This is a genomic window from Pigmentiphaga litoralis, from assembly GCF_013408655.1.
GTDB lineage: Bacteria > Pseudomonadota > Gammaproteobacteria > Burkholderiales > Burkholderiaceae_B > Pigmentiphaga > Pigmentiphaga litoralis_A.
Genome location: NZ_JACCBP010000001.1, coordinates 891,776 through 908,358 on the forward strand (window position 1 = coordinate 891,776; position 16,583 = coordinate 908,358).

A 16,583-nucleotide genomic window follows, 5' to 3' on the forward strand; every position below is an offset into this window, starting at 1 on the left:
CATCGAATAAGCCAGTGGCGATTGTAGGTCCGTCGATTGGGCATGCGCCTTGCCGACCTGTCAGTACTAACAGGTGAGTAGGCACTCTTATGCGAAAACAAGACGGGTTTCAGGTAAGCGCTGACGGTCCGGGGAAGCAAGGCGATACGCCTGCCCACGCACGGCCAGGTGGCAAGGCGGGTGGCGGATTGGTGGCGGGCGGATCCTCGGGGGGCGGATCGGTGGCGGGCGCGTCGATGCGCGTCGGCTGCGCCGGGTGGAGCCTGTCATCACGCGTGGCCGACCGCTTTCCCGGCGACGGCAGCCATCTGGAACGGTACGCCCGCGTCTTCAACGCCGTCGAAATCGATACCTCGTTCTATCGCCCCCATCGCCCGGCTACCTACGCACGATGGCGCGACTCGGTGCCTGACGACTTCCGTTTCGCGGTCAAGCTGCCGCGCACCATCACCCATGACCAGAAGCTGGCCGGCATCGACGCCTTGCTGGCTGACTTCCTGGAAGGGGTGCACGTGCTGGGCCCCAAGCTGGGCTGCCTGCTGGTGCAGCTGCCGCCGTCACTTGCCTTTGACGACGCCGTTGCGCCCGCGTTTTTCGCATCGCTCCGCCAGTCGACCCCTGCACCCCTGGCGTGCGAGCCGCGTCACCGCACGTGGTTTACCGAGGCCGCGACGGGCGTCATGGCAAGGCATGGGGTGAGCTTTGTGCGCGCCGATCCGAATCCGGTCGGCCTCCCGCCGCCCGTGGGTGGGACGGAAATGACCTATGTTCGACTCCATGGGTCCCCGGTGCTCTACCGGTCGGCGTATCCTGACGAGGTGCTGGCTGCAGAGGCCGAGGCGGTGCGCGAGTCGGTCCGGCACGGGCAGACCGCATGGGTCGTGTTCGACAACACGGCGCAGGGCGAAGCGGTGCCCAATGCGCTGGACCTGCTTGCACGTGTCGAAGCCGGGCAGGATGTCTGACAGCAGACTGAAACCTCACGCGAGTAAAAGTAGCAGCTCATCGGCAGAAGATGCCGGTGGGGCAAGGCTCCAAGGGGGATCTGGCGTGGCCGTGGGCAGGACGCGTGCTCGCGCTTGGTGACAATCGCGGCCGAACTTCACCCGGAACGGCCAGTCCACCTAGAGCATCGGGCATCGTCCATCCTGGCGGTGCCCTGACTGGGCAAGATGGGCGCGGTTCTTGCTGCCGTGCAGCATCCGCCTTGCACAACCAGGAGCGAGAACTATGGGCACTTCCCCAGCATTGGCCTCGACGATCCCGTCGGGCGCGGCTCCCTCGGGAACCGACACGCTCGCGATCAACACGATCCGCACTCTGGCCATGGACGCCGTCCAGCAGGCCAACTCGGGCCACCCCGGCACCCCGATGGCGCTGGCCCCCGTGGGCTACACCCTCTGGCGCGACTTCCTGCGCTTCCACCCCGAACAACCCGACTGGCCCAACCGCGATCGTTTCGTGCTGTCGGTCGGCCACGCGTCGATGTTGCTGTATGGCCTGCTGCATCTGTCGGGCGTGGGCGAGATCGATGCCGAAGGCGAGCGCACGGGCCGGCCCGCGGTCAGCCTTGACGACATCAAGCAGTTCCGGCAGATGGATTCCCGCACGCCGGGGCACCCCGAATACCGCATGACGACCGGCGTGGAAACGACGACGGGTCCGCTGGGCCAAGGCTGCGCCAACAGTGTCGGCATGGCCATGGCGGCCTGCTGGCTGGGCGACCGCTTCAACGGAGGCGGCGACACGCCGCTGTTCGATTACGACGTCTATGTGTTGTGCGGCGACGGCGACATGATGGAAGGCATCTCGGGCGAAGCGGCCTCGATGGCCGGCCACCTGAAGCTGGCCAACCTGTGTTGGCTGTATGACAACAACACCATCAGCATCGAAGGGCACACCGAACTGGCGTTCAGCGAAAATGTGGCCGAGCGGTTCCGCGGCTATGGCTGGAACACGCTGCACGTGGCCGACGCCAACGACACGGCCGCGATCGCCGCGGCCTTGCAGACCTTCAAGGATACGACGGACAGGCCCACGCTGATCGTGGTCGACAGCGTGATCGGTTACGGGTCGCCCAACAAGCACAACACGGCGGCGGCGCACGGCGAGCCCCTGGGCGCCGAAGAAATCAAGCTGACCAAACGCGCGTACGGCTGGCCCGAAGACGCGAATTTCCGGGTCCCCGACGACGTCCGCGACCACTTGCGTGATCTGATGATCGCGCGGGTTGCGCCCGACTTTGAAGCGTGGGAAGCCGCGCTGGCCAAGGCCCAGGAAGCCGAGCCGGAAAAGATCGATGAACTGCACCGCATGCGCCGCGGCAAGATGCCCGATGGTTGGGATGACGCCGTGCCGACGTTCGACGCCGACGCCAAGGGGATTGCGTCGCGCGATGCGGGCGGCAAGGTGTTGAACGCGTTCGCGGCCAAGGTGCCGTGGCTGCTGGGCGGCGCGGCGGACCTGGCGCCGTCGACCAAGACCAAGCTCAATTTCGAAGGCGCCGGCAGCTTTTCGGCACAGGACTATGCCGGCCGCAACGTGCACTTCGGCATTCGTGAACATGCGATGGGCGCCATCGCCAACGGCATGGCCTTGTGCTATCTGCGGCCGTATACCGCCACCTTCATGGTGTTCAGCGATTACATGAAGCCGCCGCTGCGCCTGGCCGCGATCATGGAACTGCCGGTGGTGTTCGTGTTCACGCACGATTCGATCGGCGTGGGTGAAGATGGTCCGACCCACCAGCCGATCGAGCAGCTCGCGCAATTGCGCGGCATCCCTGGGATGACGACACTGCGTCCGGCCGATGCCAACGAAACGGCCGAGGCCTGGAAAGTCGCGCTGTCGCAAAGCGACCGGCCGTCGTCCATCGTGCTGTCACGCCAGGCATTGCCGACGGTGGACCGCAGCAAGTACGCGCCGGCCAGTGGTCTGGCCAAGGGTGCCTACGTGCTGGCCGACGCGGAAGGCGGCGCGCCCGAAGTGATCCTGGTCGGCACCGGCAGCGAAGTGTCGCTGTGCCTGCAGGCCTACGAGGCGCTCAAGCAAGACGGCGTGCGCGCCCGGGTCGTGTCGATGCCCAGTTGGGAACTGTTCGAACTGCAGGACGAGGCCTATCGCAACGAGGTGCTGCCGCCTGACCAGCTGGCTCGCGTGGCGGTGGAGCAGGCCGGGCCCATGGGCTGGGACCGTTATGTCGGCATGAAGGGCGCGAAGCTGGTCATGAACAGCTTTGGCGCGTCGGCTCCAATCGGCAAGCTGCAAGCCAAGTACGGCTTTACGGTCGACAACCTGGTCAAGCTGGCGCGCGAGCAGATCGCGTTGAGGAGGTCGGAATGAGCAATCCCTTGACCCAGCTGGGTGACGCCGGTCAGGCGGTCTGGCTGGATTTTGTCAGCCGGGAATTCCTGAAAGAAGGCGGCCTGGAAAAACTGGTACGTGAAGACGGCCTGACCGGTGTGACCTCCAACCCGTCGATCTTTGAAAAGGCGATGGGGCAGGGGACGGCCTACGACGACAGCCTGCAGGCCTTCCTGAAGCAATCCGATGCCGATGTCGTGGACGTCTACGAGCACCTGGCGATCGAAGACATCCGTGCCGCGGCCGATATCTTGCGGCCGGTGTACGACCGGCTGGACGGGCTGGACGGCTATGTCAGCCTGGAAGTGTCGCCGTATCTGGCGATGAACACCCAGGACACGCTGGAAGAAGGCCGGCGCCTGTGGGCGGCGGTGGACCGGCCCAATCTGATGGTCAAGGTGCCCGGCACCGAAGCCGGCGTGCCCGCGATCCGCGCGCTGATCGAAGACGGCATCAACGTCAATGTGACCTTGCTGTTTTCGGTCGACTCCTACCTGGCGGTGGCAGAAGCCTATGTGGCGGGGCTGGAAGCGCGGGCGGCGGCGGGCAAGCCGGTGCGCGGCATTGCCAGCGTGGCCAGCTTTTTTGTGAGCCGGATCGATGCCCAGATCGACAAGAAAATCGACAAGCGGCTGGCCGGGAACGACAAGGATGCGGCAACGCTCAAGGCCTTGAAAGGCAAGGTGGCCATTGCCAATGCAAAGGTGGCCTATCAGCACTACCTGGAATCGATGCAGAGCGACCGCTGGCAGGCGCTGGAAGCCAAGGGCGCGGCGCCGCAGCGGCTGTTGTGGGCATCCACGGGCGTGAAGAATCCGGACTATCCCGACACCTTGTACGTCGACACCCTGGTGGGTCCCGACACGGTCAATACCATGCCGCCCAAGACGATGGACGCGTTTCGCGACCATGGCAAGGTGGCGCGGACGATAGACACCGACATCGATGCGGCGCGCCAGGTGCTGGCCGACGTGGACCGGCTGGGCCTGGACCTGCCAGGCATCACGGCCGCGCTGGTGGAAGACGGCGCGCAACAGTTTTCGGATGCGGCCGATGCCTTGCTGGCGGGCGTGGCAGGCAAGCGTACGGCCTTTCTGGGCGACGCCTTGAATGCGGCCACGCTGCATCTGCCGGACGCCTTGCAGACAGCGGTGGATGACACGCTGGCGCGCGCCGCGCGCGAAGGGTGGACGCGGCGCATGTGGCAGGGGGACGCGACACTGTGGACCAATACCGACGAGGCCAAGTGGCAAGGGTGGTTCTCGGCCGCGCAAGGCAGGCAGGTGGATGCCGCCGCCGTGCGTGCGTTGGCGGACGCGGTCAAGCAGGACGGCTTTCGTGACGCCGTCCTGCTCGGCATGGGCGGTTCCAGCCTGGGCCCGGAAGTTCTGGCGCGTACCCTCGGCTGCCAGGGCGGCGCCGAGTTGCATGTGCTGGATTCGACCGACCCCGCGCAGATCCGCAAGGTCCAGTCGCTGATCGACATCGACAAGACGCTGTTCATCGTGTCCAGCAAGTCGGGCTCGACGCTGGAACCTGAAATCCTGGCGGCCTACTTTTTCGAGCAGGCCGGTCGCAACGGCAAGCAGTTCGTGGCCGTGACCGATCCCGGTTCCAAGCTCGAAGCGTTGGCCAAGGCCGATGGCTACCGCGCCATCTTTCATGGCGATGCCACGATTGGCGGGCGGTATTCGGTGCTGTCCGTGTTCGGCATCGTGCCTTTCGGCATTGCCGGACACGACGTCGAACGGTTCTTTGCCGATACCCAGGCCATGGTCCGCGCTTGCGGCCCCAGCGCGCCGCCGGCCTCGAACCCGGGGGTGCAACTGGGCGTGGCGATCGGTGAATCGGTCAAGGCGGGCCGCGACAAGCTCACCGTCATTGCGTCGCCCCGGATCGAAAGCATCGGGTCCTGGCTGGAGCAGTTGCTGGCCGAATCGACCGGCAAGGAAGGCAAGGGCGTGATCCCCGTCGACGGCGAACCGCTGGCCGGCCCCGACAGCTATGGCAACGACCGCATGTTCGCCTACCTTCGTGTGGCGGGCGATGACGCGGCGGACCTGGATGCGAAGGTCGACGCGCTGGCGGCGGCCGGGCATCCGGTCGTGCGCATCACCCTGGCGCGTCCGGAACTGATTGGCCAGGAATTCTTCCGCTGGGAAGTCGCCACGGCCATCGCCGGTGCGGTCATCGGCATCGATCCCTTCGACCAGCCCGATGTCGAAGCCAGCAAGATCAAGACGCGGGCGCTGACCGACGCGTTCGAAAAAAGCGGATCGCTGGGCGACGCCGCGCCGCTGGCGACCGACGGCCATCTGGCCTTTTATGGCGACGCGTCCTTGAAGGCCGATGGGACGGCGGGGGGCATTCTGGCGGCGCATCTGGGCCGCCTGTCCGACCATGACTACGCGGCGGTGCTGGCCTATGTGGAACGCAACGCGGCGCATGAAGCGGTGCTGACCGGCATCCGCCAGGCCATCCGTGAAACCAGCGGCTGCGCCACCGTGGGCGGCTTCGGGCCGCGGTTCCTGCATTCGACCGGGCAAGCCTACAAGGGCGGGCCCAATTCGGGCGTGTTCCTTCAGATCACGGCGGACCCCGCCACCGACCTGCCGATTCCTGGCCGCCGCATCACGTTTGGCGTGGTGATCGCGGCGCAGGCGCAGGGCGACCTGCAGGTGCTGGTTGAACGCGGCCGCCGTACCTTGCGCGTGCACATCGTCGGCGGTGACGTCGATGCCGGACTGGCCCAGCTGGCGGACGCCGTGTCCACCGCGTTGGCCTGACTTCCACTTCTTCTGGGATACCTTCATGCAACTTGGAATCATCGGATTGGGCCGCATGGGCGGCAATATTGCGCGCCGGCTGCAACGTCATGGTCATGAGACGGTCGTGTACGACCACAACCCCGAGGCCGTGCAGGACCTGGCCAAGGACGGTTCAACGGGCGCCAGCGATCTGGCAGGCGTGGTCGCGTCGCTGACCAAGCCGCGCGCGGTGTGGGTGATGCTGCCCGCGGGCGACCCGACCGAACAGACCGTGGCCGCACTGGCCGATCTGCTCGAAGCCGGCGACACCATCATCGATGGCGGCAACAGCTTCTACAAGGACGACATCCGCCGTGCGATGGGCCTCGCCAAGAAAGGCATCGACTACATCGACGTCGGCACATCGGGCGGCGTGTGGGGCCTGGAACGCGGCTACTGCATGATGATCGGCGGCACGGCCCAAGCCTTTGACCGGCTCGAACCCCTGTTTGATGCCCTGGCCCCAGGCTATGGATCGATCCCGCGCACGCCAAACCGCAAGGTGGCCGATGACCGGTCCGAGCGCGGCTATCTGTACACCGGCCCCGCCGGCTCGGGCCATTTCGTGAAGATGGTTCATAACGGCATCGAATACGGAATGATGCAGGCTTACGCAGAAGGCTTCGACATCCTGAAAATGAAGGCGTCGCCGCATCTGCCCGAAGAACAGCGCTTCGACCTGAACCTGGCCGATGTGGCCGAGGTCTGGCGGCGGGGCAGCGTGATCTCGTCGTGGCTGCTGGACCTGACCGCCAGCGCGCTGGCGGAAGACCAGGAACTGGCGCGGTACACGGGCGCGGTGTCGGACAGCGGGGAAGGGCGCTGGACGATCCAGGCCGCGATCGAAGAAGCCGTGCCGACGCCGGTGCTGGCGAGTGCGCTCTTCGCGCGCTTTCGTTCGCGTCAGGAACACACCTATGGTGACCGGATGCTGTCTGCAATGCGTTATGGCTTTGGCGGCCACGTCGAGGTGCCCCAGTAATGGCGAAGCCGAAAGCGACCAAGACGCAAAGCACTGCGACCAAGGCGCCCGCCGCCACCCTGTTCCTGTTTGGCGCGCACGGCGACCTGGTGCAGCGCCTGCTGACTCCGGCGCTGTACAACCTGACCCGCGATGGCCTCGTTGGCGCCGACCTGAAGATCGTGGGTGTCGACCACAACAGCGTGACGGACGACGCCTTTCGCGACAAGCTTGCCAACTTTGTGCGCGCGCAGGCGGCCAAGAAAGCCGCCAAGAGCGACAGCCAACCCCTGGACGAAGCGTTGTGGCAAAAGCTGGCCAAGCGCATTTCGTACATTGAAGGCGACTTTCTGGAAGACGCGACCTACGAGGCCGTGGCGGAACGGATACGCGAGTCGGGCACCGGCAACGCCGTGTTCTATCTGGCCACGTCGCCGCGCTTTTTCAGTGTGGTGGTGGAACGCCTGGGCAAGTCCGGGCTGCTGAAAGAAAACGAAGGAAGCTTTCGCCGTGTCGTGATTGAAAAGCCGTTCGGGCATGACCTGGCGTCGGCGCGCGAATTGAATGCGCAGATCCTGGCGGTCATGGACGAACGGCAGATCTTCCGTATCGATCACTACCTGGGCAAGGAGACCGTCCAGAATATTCTGGTCAGCCGCTTTTCCAATGCGCTGTTCGAGTCGTTCTGGAACAACCACTACATCGACCACGTGCAGATCACGGCGGCCGAAACCGTGGGCGTCGAAGATCGCGGCAGTTTCTACGAGACCACCGGCGCGCTGCGCGACATGGTTCCGAACCACCTGTTCCAGCTGCTGGCCATGGTCGCGATGGAACCGCCCGCCGCCTTCGGCGCCGACGCCGTGCGGGGTGAAAAAGCCAAGGTGATCGGTGCGATCCGTCCGCCGACACCCGCCCAGGCGCGCGCCAATTCCGTGCGCGGCCAGTACAGAGCTGGCACGGTCAATGGCGAAAAGGTTCCGGGCTACAAGTCCGAGCCTCGCGTCGCACGCTCCAGCACCACCGAGACCTATGTGGCCCTGAAAGTCATGGTCGATAACTGGCGGTGGGCCGGCGTGCCGTTCTACCTGCGCACCGGCAAGCGCATGAGCGTACGCGATACCGAAATCGTCATCTACTTCAAGCCAGCGCCGTATGCGCAGTTCCGAAATCTGGGCATTGACCGCATGATGCCGAACTACCTGGTGATCCAGATTCAGCCCGACGAAGGCATGTGGCTGGCGATCCAGGCCAAGCGCCCCGGCCCGACGGTCGAGATGGAAACGGTGCAGCTTGGATTTTCGTACGCCGATGTGTTCGAGATGCAGCCATCCACCGGTTACGAAACGCTGATCTATGACTGCCTGATCGGCGACCAGACGCTGTTCCAGCGCGCCGACAATATCGAGAATGGCTGGGCGGCGGTGCAGCCGTTCCTGGATGCCTGGGCGGGTGGCGGCACGGTCGAACCCTATGCCGCCGGCAAGGATGGCCCGACTGCGGCTGACGACTTGCTGGGCCGCGATGGGCGCAGCTGGCATTCGCTCGCATGACCGCCCGCCAACTCCCGTCGATCGCCTTGCTGATCTCGGACGTGGACGGCACGCTGGTCCGGCCTGACAAGTCCTTGAGCGAGGCCAACGTGGCCGCGGTGGGGGCGCTGGGTGATGCAGGCGTGGCGTTCACCCTGGTCAGCAGCCGGCCGCCGCGCGGGATGGCCGCCGTGCTCAAGGCCCTGCACGTGACCTTGCCGTATGCCGCGTTCAATGGTGGCGTCGTGCTGCATGCCGACGGCAGCGTGGCGGTCACCCACCGGATCCCGGCTGACGCGGCGCGCGAGGCAGTCGATGTGCTGACCGCGCACGGCGTGGATGCCTGGGTGTTCGCAGACGACCTGTGGCTGGTGCTGAAGGACAGTGGGCGGCTGGTCGACAAGGAAACCGTGACGCTGGGCTACGGCCCGACCTTGGTTGACGATTTCACGCCCTATCTGGATCGGGTGGACAAGATGGTGGGCGCCAGCGACGATCACGCCTTGCTCGCGCAGCTGGAGCAGACCCTGGCGGCGCAGCTGGCAGACCGCGCGACGGCAGTCCGGTCGCAGCCCTACTATCTGGACCTAACGGCCCCGCAGGCCAACAAGGGCAATGCGGTGGTGGCGCTGGCCAAGTTGGTCGGCGTGCACATGGCGCATGTGGCCGTGATCGGTGACGCTGACAACGATGTGCCGATGTTCGGCCAGGCCGGCTGGGCGATCGCCATGGGGCAGGGCGAGGCGGCGGTCCAGGCGCGGGCCGATGTGGTGACGGCGAGCAATAGCGACGACGGCGTGGCGGCGGCAATCCACCGTTATGTGCTGGGCGCCGCCCCCGGCGCCCCGACAGCCGCCCCCGACGCCCCGACAGCGGGCGCGACCGGCACCCGAACGAATGACTGACCCCCAAGCATCCAGGAAAGCCATGGCATCACCTGCTACCAAGATTTTCGATGACCGTCGTCAGATGGTCGACGCGTGCGCGGCCTGGCTCGTGGACCGCATCGCGCAGACCGAAGGGCGCTTTGCCCTCGCGCTGTCGGGCGGCTCGACGCCCAAGCCCTTGTATGCGCTGCTCGCCACACCGGATATTTCCCGCCGGATTCCTTGGGATCGCGTGCACGTCTTCTGGGGCGACGAACGGTTCGTTCCGGCCGATCACCCCGACAACAACGCACGCATGGCCCGCGAAACGATGTTGTCCCACGTGCCCATTCCGCCTGCCAACATTCACGCCATGCCGACCGACGGCGAGCCGGAAGCCGCCGCCGCCGCGTACCAGCGCACACTGCAGGACTACTACGGCGCATCGGCACTGGATCCCGCGCGGCCTCTGTTCGACGTGAACCTGCTGGGCATGGGCGACGATGGCCATACCGCGTCCCTGTTTCCCGGGGCAACGCAATTGGACGAGACGGCGGCGTGGGTCGTTGCCGTGCGGGACCAGAAGCCCGAAACGCGCATCACCTTGACCTATCCGGCGCTGGCCAGCGCCCGCACGGTGCTGTTCATGGTGGAAGGCGCCGCCAAGCAGCCGGCGTTGACCCGCGTGTTCGCGGGCGACAGGGCCTTGCCTGCCGCGCGTGTGCATGCCGACGGTGACCTGGTCTGGTATCTGGATCGCAGCGCGGCGCCCGCCGCATGAGCACGACGGGCAGCAGGCCGGCCGCGCCGGTTGCGCGGATCGAAGACTACGCCTTGCTGGGCGACACCTTGACCGCCGCCCTGGTCTCGCGCGATGGGTCGATCGACTGGCTGTGCGTGCCGCGATTCGATGCACCGGCGTGCTTCGCGGCCTTGCTTGGCACGGTCGACAACGGCTGCTGGAAGATCGCGCCGGCCACGCCGGGCTATCGCGTCGACCGGCAGTATGTCGATGGCACGATGGTCTTGCAGACCCGGTATGCCACCGACTCTGGCACGGCGTGCGTGACCGACTTCATGCCGCATGGCAATGCCACGTCCAGCATCGTGCGCATCGTGGAAGGTGTGTCGGGCACCGTGCCGTTCGAGATGGACCTGGTCATGCGATTCGACTATGGCAGCGCCGTGCCGTGGGTCGAAAAAGCCGATGCCCACACCCTCACGGCGGTGGCCGGCCCCGACATGCTGGTGCTGCGCACCGACGCGCCGCTGGTGCCGCAGGACCATCACACCGGCAGCCAGTTTGCCGTGGGCCCGGGTGACCGGGTGGTGTTCGTGCTGTCGCATCAGCCTTCCAATGAAGCCCTGCACGCACCGCTGGATGCGGCCGCCGAGCTTGGCCGGACGCAGGCCTGGTGGGAAGCGTTTGCCAATCGCTGCCCCGAGGTCGGCTCCTGGAGCGCGGCGGTCAAACGGTCGCTGGTGACCCTGAAGGCGCTGACCTACGGCCCGACCGGCGGCATCGTGGCGGCGGCCACCACGTCACTGCCGGAATGCATCGGCAGCGAACGGAACTGGGACTACCGGTATTGCTGGCTGCGCGACGCGACCATGACGCTGTACGCATTCATGAACCTTGGCTACTTCGAAGAAGCCGGCGCCTGGCGCGAGTGGCTGCTGCGATCCGTGGCTGGCAATCCGGAACAGATGCAGATCATGTACGGCCTGGGGGGCGAGCGCCGCCTGCCGGAACAGGAACTGCCCTGGCTGGACGGCTATGAGGGCTCGCGCCCGGTTCGTATCGGCAATGAAGCGGCCACGCAGACCCAGCTGGACATCTATGGCGAAGTCACCGACGCAATGATGCAGGCCTTGCGCGGCGGGCTGCCTCGCCATCGGCGCAGCGCGGCCATTGCGCAGGTGATGGTGCCGTTCCTGGAAAAAGCGTGGCAGGGCAAGGACCGGGGCATCTGGGAAATCCGGGGCGAACCGCGCCATTTCACCCATTCCAAGGTGATGGCCTGGGTGGCGTTCGACCGGTTGGCGCGGGCGCCAGAAGACGACGACCCCTATGACGACGCCGGTTGGCGCGCGCGCTGTCGGGCCACGGCCGACCGGATCCATGCCGAGGTATGCCGCGAGGGCTACAACACCGACCTGGGATGCTTCGTGCAGTCCTACGGGTCGCGCGAACTGGATGCCAGCCTCCTGCAACTGGTGCTGACGGGCTTTCTGCCGCCCGATGATCCCCGCATTGTGCGGACCGTGGACGCGATCGAATCCACCCTGATGTGCGACGGCTTCGTGCAGCGCTATGCGTCGGAAAGCGGCACGGATGGCCTGCCGCCGGGCGAAGGCACCTTCCTGGTCTGCTCGTTCTGGCTGGCCGACGTCTACGTGATGATGGGGCGGCGCGATGACGCACTTGCGCTGTTTGAACGGCTGGTGGATCTGTGCAATGACGTGGGCTTGCTGGCGGAGCAGTGGGAACCGAAGGCCAAACGCATGCTGGGTAATTTCCCCCAGGCGTTCAGCCATATCGGCATCATCAACACCGCGCTGAACCTGCATCGCGGCCAGACCGGCGCCGGCGGCCGCGCGCATGGGGTGGGCGATGCGGAAGCGGCGGCTTATGCCTGATGCGGCTTTGGATACCTGGGCGGCGAGTGATGCGTAGTGGCGACTTGCAGTGGTTCACCCTGCCTGCCGGGGCTTGCGCGTGGGTGAAGGGGGCAGCGCGGGCGTGCTTTTACGTCTTGATGCTGGCGCTGGCCGTGTACCTGTCGACCGGGCCGGTGCATGCCGCCACCACCGCCACCCTTGCCAAGGATGCCGGCACGCTGCGCGTCGGCTCGAAACGGTTCACCGAGTCCTACATCCTGGCCGAAATCCTGGCGCAGACGGCCGCGGTGGCCACGCGCGAGCCGCCGCGCGTGCTGCAGGGCTTGGGCAATACGGCCATCGTGTTCGAGGCCCTGCGGGCAGGCAGCATTGACGTCTACGCCGAATATGTCGGCACCATCGCTCAAGAGATCCTTAAATCGCAGCAGACCCTGACGCTGCCGCAACTGCGAGAGCAACTGGCGCCGCTGGGCCTGGGCGTCGACATCCCGTTGGGCTTCAACGACGGCTATGCGCTGACCATGCGCAAGGCGGACGCCGCGCGTCTGGGCGTCACGACACTGAGTGATCTGGCCGCCCATCCGTCGCTGCGCTTTGGCCTGTCCAACGAATTCATCGGACGCGCCGATGGCTGGCGCGGACTGGCGGCGAGCTATGGCTTGCCGCAGGCACCCACCGGGCTGGACCACGGGCTGGCCTACGACGCCCTGGCGCAAGGCCGCACCGACGTGATCGACATCTACACCACCGATGCCAAGATCGAAGCGCTGGACCTGTTGGTGCTGGTTGACGATCGCAAATATTTTCCGCGCTACGACGCGGTGCTGCTGCACCGGCTGGATGTACCGCAGCGCTTCCCCGCAGCCTGGTCTGCCATCGGCACCCTGGCGGGGTCGATCGATGAAGCCGAGATGATCGGGATGAACGCCCGTGCCGAATTGCACGGCGTGCCGTTCGATCGGATTGCCCGTGACCATCTGGGTGGGCAATCCGTGGACGCCGCGTCGGGCGCGTCAGGCTTTCTGGGCAAGCTGTTCGGGCCGGACTTGCTGCGGCTGACGCTGCAGCATCTGCTGCTGGTTGCGGTGTCGGTGCTGATCGCCTGCGCGGTGGCGATCCCGGCCGGGGTGGCCGTCGCGTCCAGCCCGCGGTCGCGCACGATCGTGCTGGGCGTGGCCAGTCTGCTGCAGACCGTGCCGTCGCTGGCGATGCTGGCCGTGTTGATCTCGATGACCGGGCGGATCGGCGTTCTGCCAGCGTTGGTCGCCCTCACGCTGTACGCCTTGCTGCCTATCCTGCGCAATACCTGCACGGGCCTGGCCGAAGTGCCGCCCGGGCTGAGGTCTGCCGCGCTGGCCCTGGGGCTGACGCCGGCGCAAAGCATGCGGCTGATCGACCTGCCGCTGGCGCGCCCGACCATTCTGAGCGGCATTCGCACTGCCACGTCGATCGCGATCGGCACGGCAACGATTGCGGCCTTTATTGGTGCAGGCGGGTATGGCGAGCGGATCGTGACAGGCCTGGCGCTGAACGATCACGGCCTGCTGATGGCCGGGGCGTTGCCCGCGGCGGCATTGGCATTGGTCAGCGAATTGGGATTCGAAGCGGCCGCGTGGCGGCGCCGGCGCACGCTATCGCTTACGCCTCGGCAGGACGCATCTGCAGCGTCGCCACCGCGCCGTGTCCCGATGGCCCGCAACACAGGCTGACATCCGCGCCCAGCTTGCGCGCCAGGGAACGCACCACGCGCATGCCCAGCCCGCGGCCACCCTGAAGGGTGAAACCTTCTGGCGGGCCGGGGCCGTCATCCGTCACCACCAGCCGGTCGATCCGCCCGTCATGGGCGCTGAGCTTGACGCCGACGTGGCCGGCGCCGTGCTTGAACGAGTTGGTGACCAGCTCGTTCACGATCAATCCCAGCGAGACGAGATCATCGGTCTCCACATGGATCACCGGGCCTTCCACCATGACCGGCGCGCCATGGTCGAATACCCGTGAGCATTCTTCGCACAGCCTGGCCAGGTACGCGGTGGCGTCAGGCCGTTCGCCCGATTCGGCCAGGTGAATCTGCTGGTGAACACGCGCGATGGCCTGCACGCTGCCCACGGCGCGGCGCAGGGCGGCGCCGGCGTCGGTGTTCTTCTGTTGCTGGCTCTGCATCTCCAGCAAGGCTGAAATCATCTGCAGGCTGTTCATGACGCGATGGTCGATTTCGCGCGACATGATGGCGGCATGCTCCAGCGCCGCGTCGCGTTCACGCACGGTGGCAGCCAGGTCTATCGCCATTTGCTGGCTGACCTTGGCCGCTTCTCGCATCTGCAGGAACTGCGCGGCCTGGCGCGCCAACGATCGCAGTGCGGCCAGCTGGTCAGCTCTCAGCAGCCGCGGCACGGTGTCGATCACGCACACCGTACCCAGCACGTGACCTTCGGTCGTGACGATTGGGGCGCCGGCGTAAAAGCGGATGTAGGGCGGCCCCAGGACGAGCTGGCTTTCGCGAAAGCGTGGGTCCAGCGTGGCGTCTTCCACCACCGTGACCTCGGTGGGCAAAAGCAGGGCGTGTCCGCAAAAGGCCAGGTCACGATGGGTTTCCTGCGCGCCCAGACCGACCTTGGCCTTGAACCATTGCCGTTCGGTATCGACCAGCGACACCAGCGCGATGGGCGTGCCGCAGATGTGACTGGCAAGCGCCACGATGTCGTCGTAAGCGGGTTCGGGCAAGGTATCCAGGACATCGAGCCGATGCAAGGCATCGACACGCGCCTGGTCCCCCTCGGGGATCGGGGCACCGCAGTGAGACATGGATTGGGTTCTGAAAGTCGGATCGGCTCAGGGCGGAGGCTCTGGCTTACGGGAAAACGCGTAAGCGGCACGACGCGGGTGAGTATCGCCGACCGGTTGGCGCCTTGCAACCAACCCCGTCGGCACCTGTGGCGCAAATCCCGCCGCCCGGCATAGACCTTGGAGCTTACGTGAGGACCGCCGGCCTGACCGTCGCCCTTATGGATGAGCCAGATCCCCAACGGGGGGGCGGGGCGGTGCAACCGTTGCACTGGACATGCGCCGGATGGTCAATGCAAGCACTGCTGCAATCAGACACGCAATGCCCGCGCCATACAGCGCGGGCGTGTACGTCATGAGCAGGGTGCGCGACAGACCCGCGCCGTAGGCCGCCACGGCTGCCCCCAGCTGGTGAGCGGCAAAGATCCACCCGAACACGACGCCGGTGCGTTCCCGGCCGAATTCCGCCGCGGCCAGCTTGACCGTGGGTGGCACGGTGGCAATCCAGTCCAGCCCGTAGAACATCGCAAACAAGGACAAGCCGTACAGGGTGAAGGTCGAGTGCGGCAGCCAGAACAAGGACAGCGCGCGCAGGCCGTAGTACCAGAACAAAAGCTTGCGGCTGTCGTAGCGGTCGGACAGCCAGCCGGACAGGATCGTGCCGACAAAGTCGAAGGCCCCCATCAACGCCAGCACACTGGCGGCGGGCACGGCGGCCATGCCGAAGTCGCCGCACAGGGTGATGAAGTGGGTCTGGATCAGGCCGTTCGTGCTCAGGCCACAGATGAAGAAGGTGCCGGCCAGCACCCAGAAGGTGCGGTTGCCGGACACACTGCGCAGTACGGAAAAGGGGGCGAGGAACGAAGGCCGTGGCGGCGCCATCGAGCCCGGGACAGCGGTGGCATCGGGAACCGATCGCGGCGGCGGCGACGCGTCCGAAGCCGCCGAAGCCGCCGAAGCCGCCGAAGAAGCCGGCGCCGATGCCGCCGCCTTCACCGTCGCGTCATCGGCTCCATACGGCGCCAGGCCCAGGTCGCGCGGATGGCTGCGCAGCAGCGTCACCGCCAGCACCGCCACGATCGCGCCGACGATCACGGTCGGGATCACCGCCCACCGCCAGCCGTGGTGCTGGATCAGCCAGGCTGCCAGCGGCAGGAAGGCCAGCTGGCCGGTGGCGGAACTGGCCGTGAGCACGCCGATCACCAGGCCTCGGTGCCGGTCGAACCACCGGTTGGCCACCACCGCGCCCAGCACCAGCGCCGTCATGCCCGAACCCACGCCCAGCACGAGGCCCCACAGCGTCACCAGTTGCCAGAAGTGCGACATGCCGGTGGACAACACCAGCCCGCCCGCCACCAGCGCCAACGCCGTGGTGACCACCGCGCGCAAACCATTCCGTTCCATGAACACCGCCGCGAACGGCCCCATCAAACCGAACAAGGCGAATCGCAAGGCGAGGGCGGACGAGATCTGTTCGGTGTTCCAGCCAAATTCGCCGCTCAGCGGCAAGAGCATGGCGCCCGGCAGGCCGAGGGCCGCGGACGTCGTCAACATGGTCAGGAAGGCGACACCTGCGATCACCCAGGCGTAATGAAAATGGCGCCGGGCAAGCCAGCGGGACAAAGGCAGCGCGAACATGACGATCCTGGGC

The 16,583-nt window shown here is 66.3% G+C and carries 11 protein-coding genes; 9 read left to right on the forward strand and 2 right to left on the reverse strand.

What is annotated here, in order from left to right; all coding sequences use genetic code 11:
• Window positions 1-89 precede the first annotated feature (89 nt).
• From HD883_RS03875 to HD883_RS03915, 9 genes are all read left to right on the forward strand, one after another.
• On the forward strand, window positions 90-965 hold the full coding sequence (locus HD883_RS03875; RefSeq protein ID WP_306455903.1) for a DUF72 domain-containing protein: 876 nt from the start codon (window positions 90-92) through the stop codon (window positions 963-965).
• A 265-nt stretch (window positions 966-1,230) separates the two neighbouring features.
• A complete protein-coding gene (gene tkt, locus HD883_RS03880) occupies window positions 1,231-3,342 on the forward strand; it encodes a transketolase (RefSeq protein ID WP_179587739.1) in 2,112 nt (703 codons plus the stop codon).
• Window positions 3,339-6,149, forward strand: coding sequence for a bifunctional transaldolase/phosoglucose isomerase (locus tag HD883_RS03885; RefSeq protein ID WP_179587738.1), 2,811 nt, complete (start codon window positions 3,339-3,341; stop codon window positions 6,147-6,149). Before tkt ends, HD883_RS03885 begins: the two co-directional genes overlap by 4 nt.
• A 25-nt stretch (window positions 6,150-6,174) precedes the next feature.
• A complete protein-coding gene (gene gnd, locus HD883_RS03890; protein ID WP_179587737.1) occupies window positions 6,175-7,152 on the forward strand; it encodes a phosphogluconate dehydrogenase (NAD(+)-dependent, decarboxylating) in 978 nt (325 codons plus the stop codon).
• A complete protein-coding gene (zwf, locus tag HD883_RS03895) occupies window positions 7,152-8,684 on the forward strand; it encodes a glucose-6-phosphate dehydrogenase (protein WP_179587736.1) in 1,533 nt (510 codons plus the stop codon). Before gnd ends, zwf begins: the two co-directional genes overlap by 1 nt.
• Window positions 8,681-9,568: an HAD family hydrolase gene (locus tag HD883_RS03900; protein ID WP_179587735.1), complete on the forward strand. Its 888-nt coding sequence runs from the start codon at window positions 8,681-8,683 to the stop codon at window positions 9,566-9,568. The genes zwf and HD883_RS03900 overlap by 4 nt, the downstream gene beginning before the upstream one ends.
• A 22-nt stretch (window positions 9,569-9,590) precedes the next feature.
• Window positions 9,591-10,310, forward strand: coding sequence for a 6-phosphogluconolactonase (pgl, locus tag HD883_RS03905; protein WP_179587734.1), 720 nt, complete (start codon window positions 9,591-9,593; stop codon window positions 10,308-10,310).
• Complete coding sequence (locus HD883_RS03910; protein ID WP_179587733.1) at window positions 10,307-12,169, forward strand: glycoside hydrolase family 15 protein; 1,863 nt, start codon at window positions 10,307-10,309, stop codon at window positions 12,167-12,169. The genes pgl and HD883_RS03910 overlap by 4 nt, the downstream gene beginning before the upstream one ends.
• A gap of 119 nt (window positions 12,170-12,288) precedes the next feature.
• Window positions 12,289-13,860: a glycine betaine ABC transporter substrate-binding protein gene (locus tag HD883_RS03915; protein WP_179588754.1), complete on the forward strand. Its 1,572-nt coding sequence runs from the start codon at window positions 12,289-12,291 to the stop codon at window positions 13,858-13,860.
• On the opposite strand, the gene HD883_RS03920 is transcribed toward HD883_RS03915, so the two are convergent.
• Both HD883_RS03920 and HD883_RS03925 read right to left on the reverse strand, forming a co-directional pair.
• Window positions 13,790-14,953 (reverse strand): histidine kinase dimerization/phosphoacceptor domain -containing protein, encoded by a 1,164-nt coding sequence (locus HD883_RS03920; RefSeq protein WP_179587732.1) that lies wholly within the window; start codon window positions 14,951-14,953, stop codon window positions 13,790-13,792. The two genes, HD883_RS03915 and HD883_RS03920, sit on opposite strands and share 71 nt — an antisense overlap.
• A gap of 198 nt (window positions 14,954-15,151) precedes the next feature.
• Window positions 15,152-16,570, reverse strand: coding sequence for an MFS transporter (locus HD883_RS03925; protein ID WP_179587731.1), 1,419 nt, complete (start codon window positions 16,568-16,570; stop codon window positions 15,152-15,154).
• Window positions 16,571-16,583: the final 13 nt, after the last annotated feature.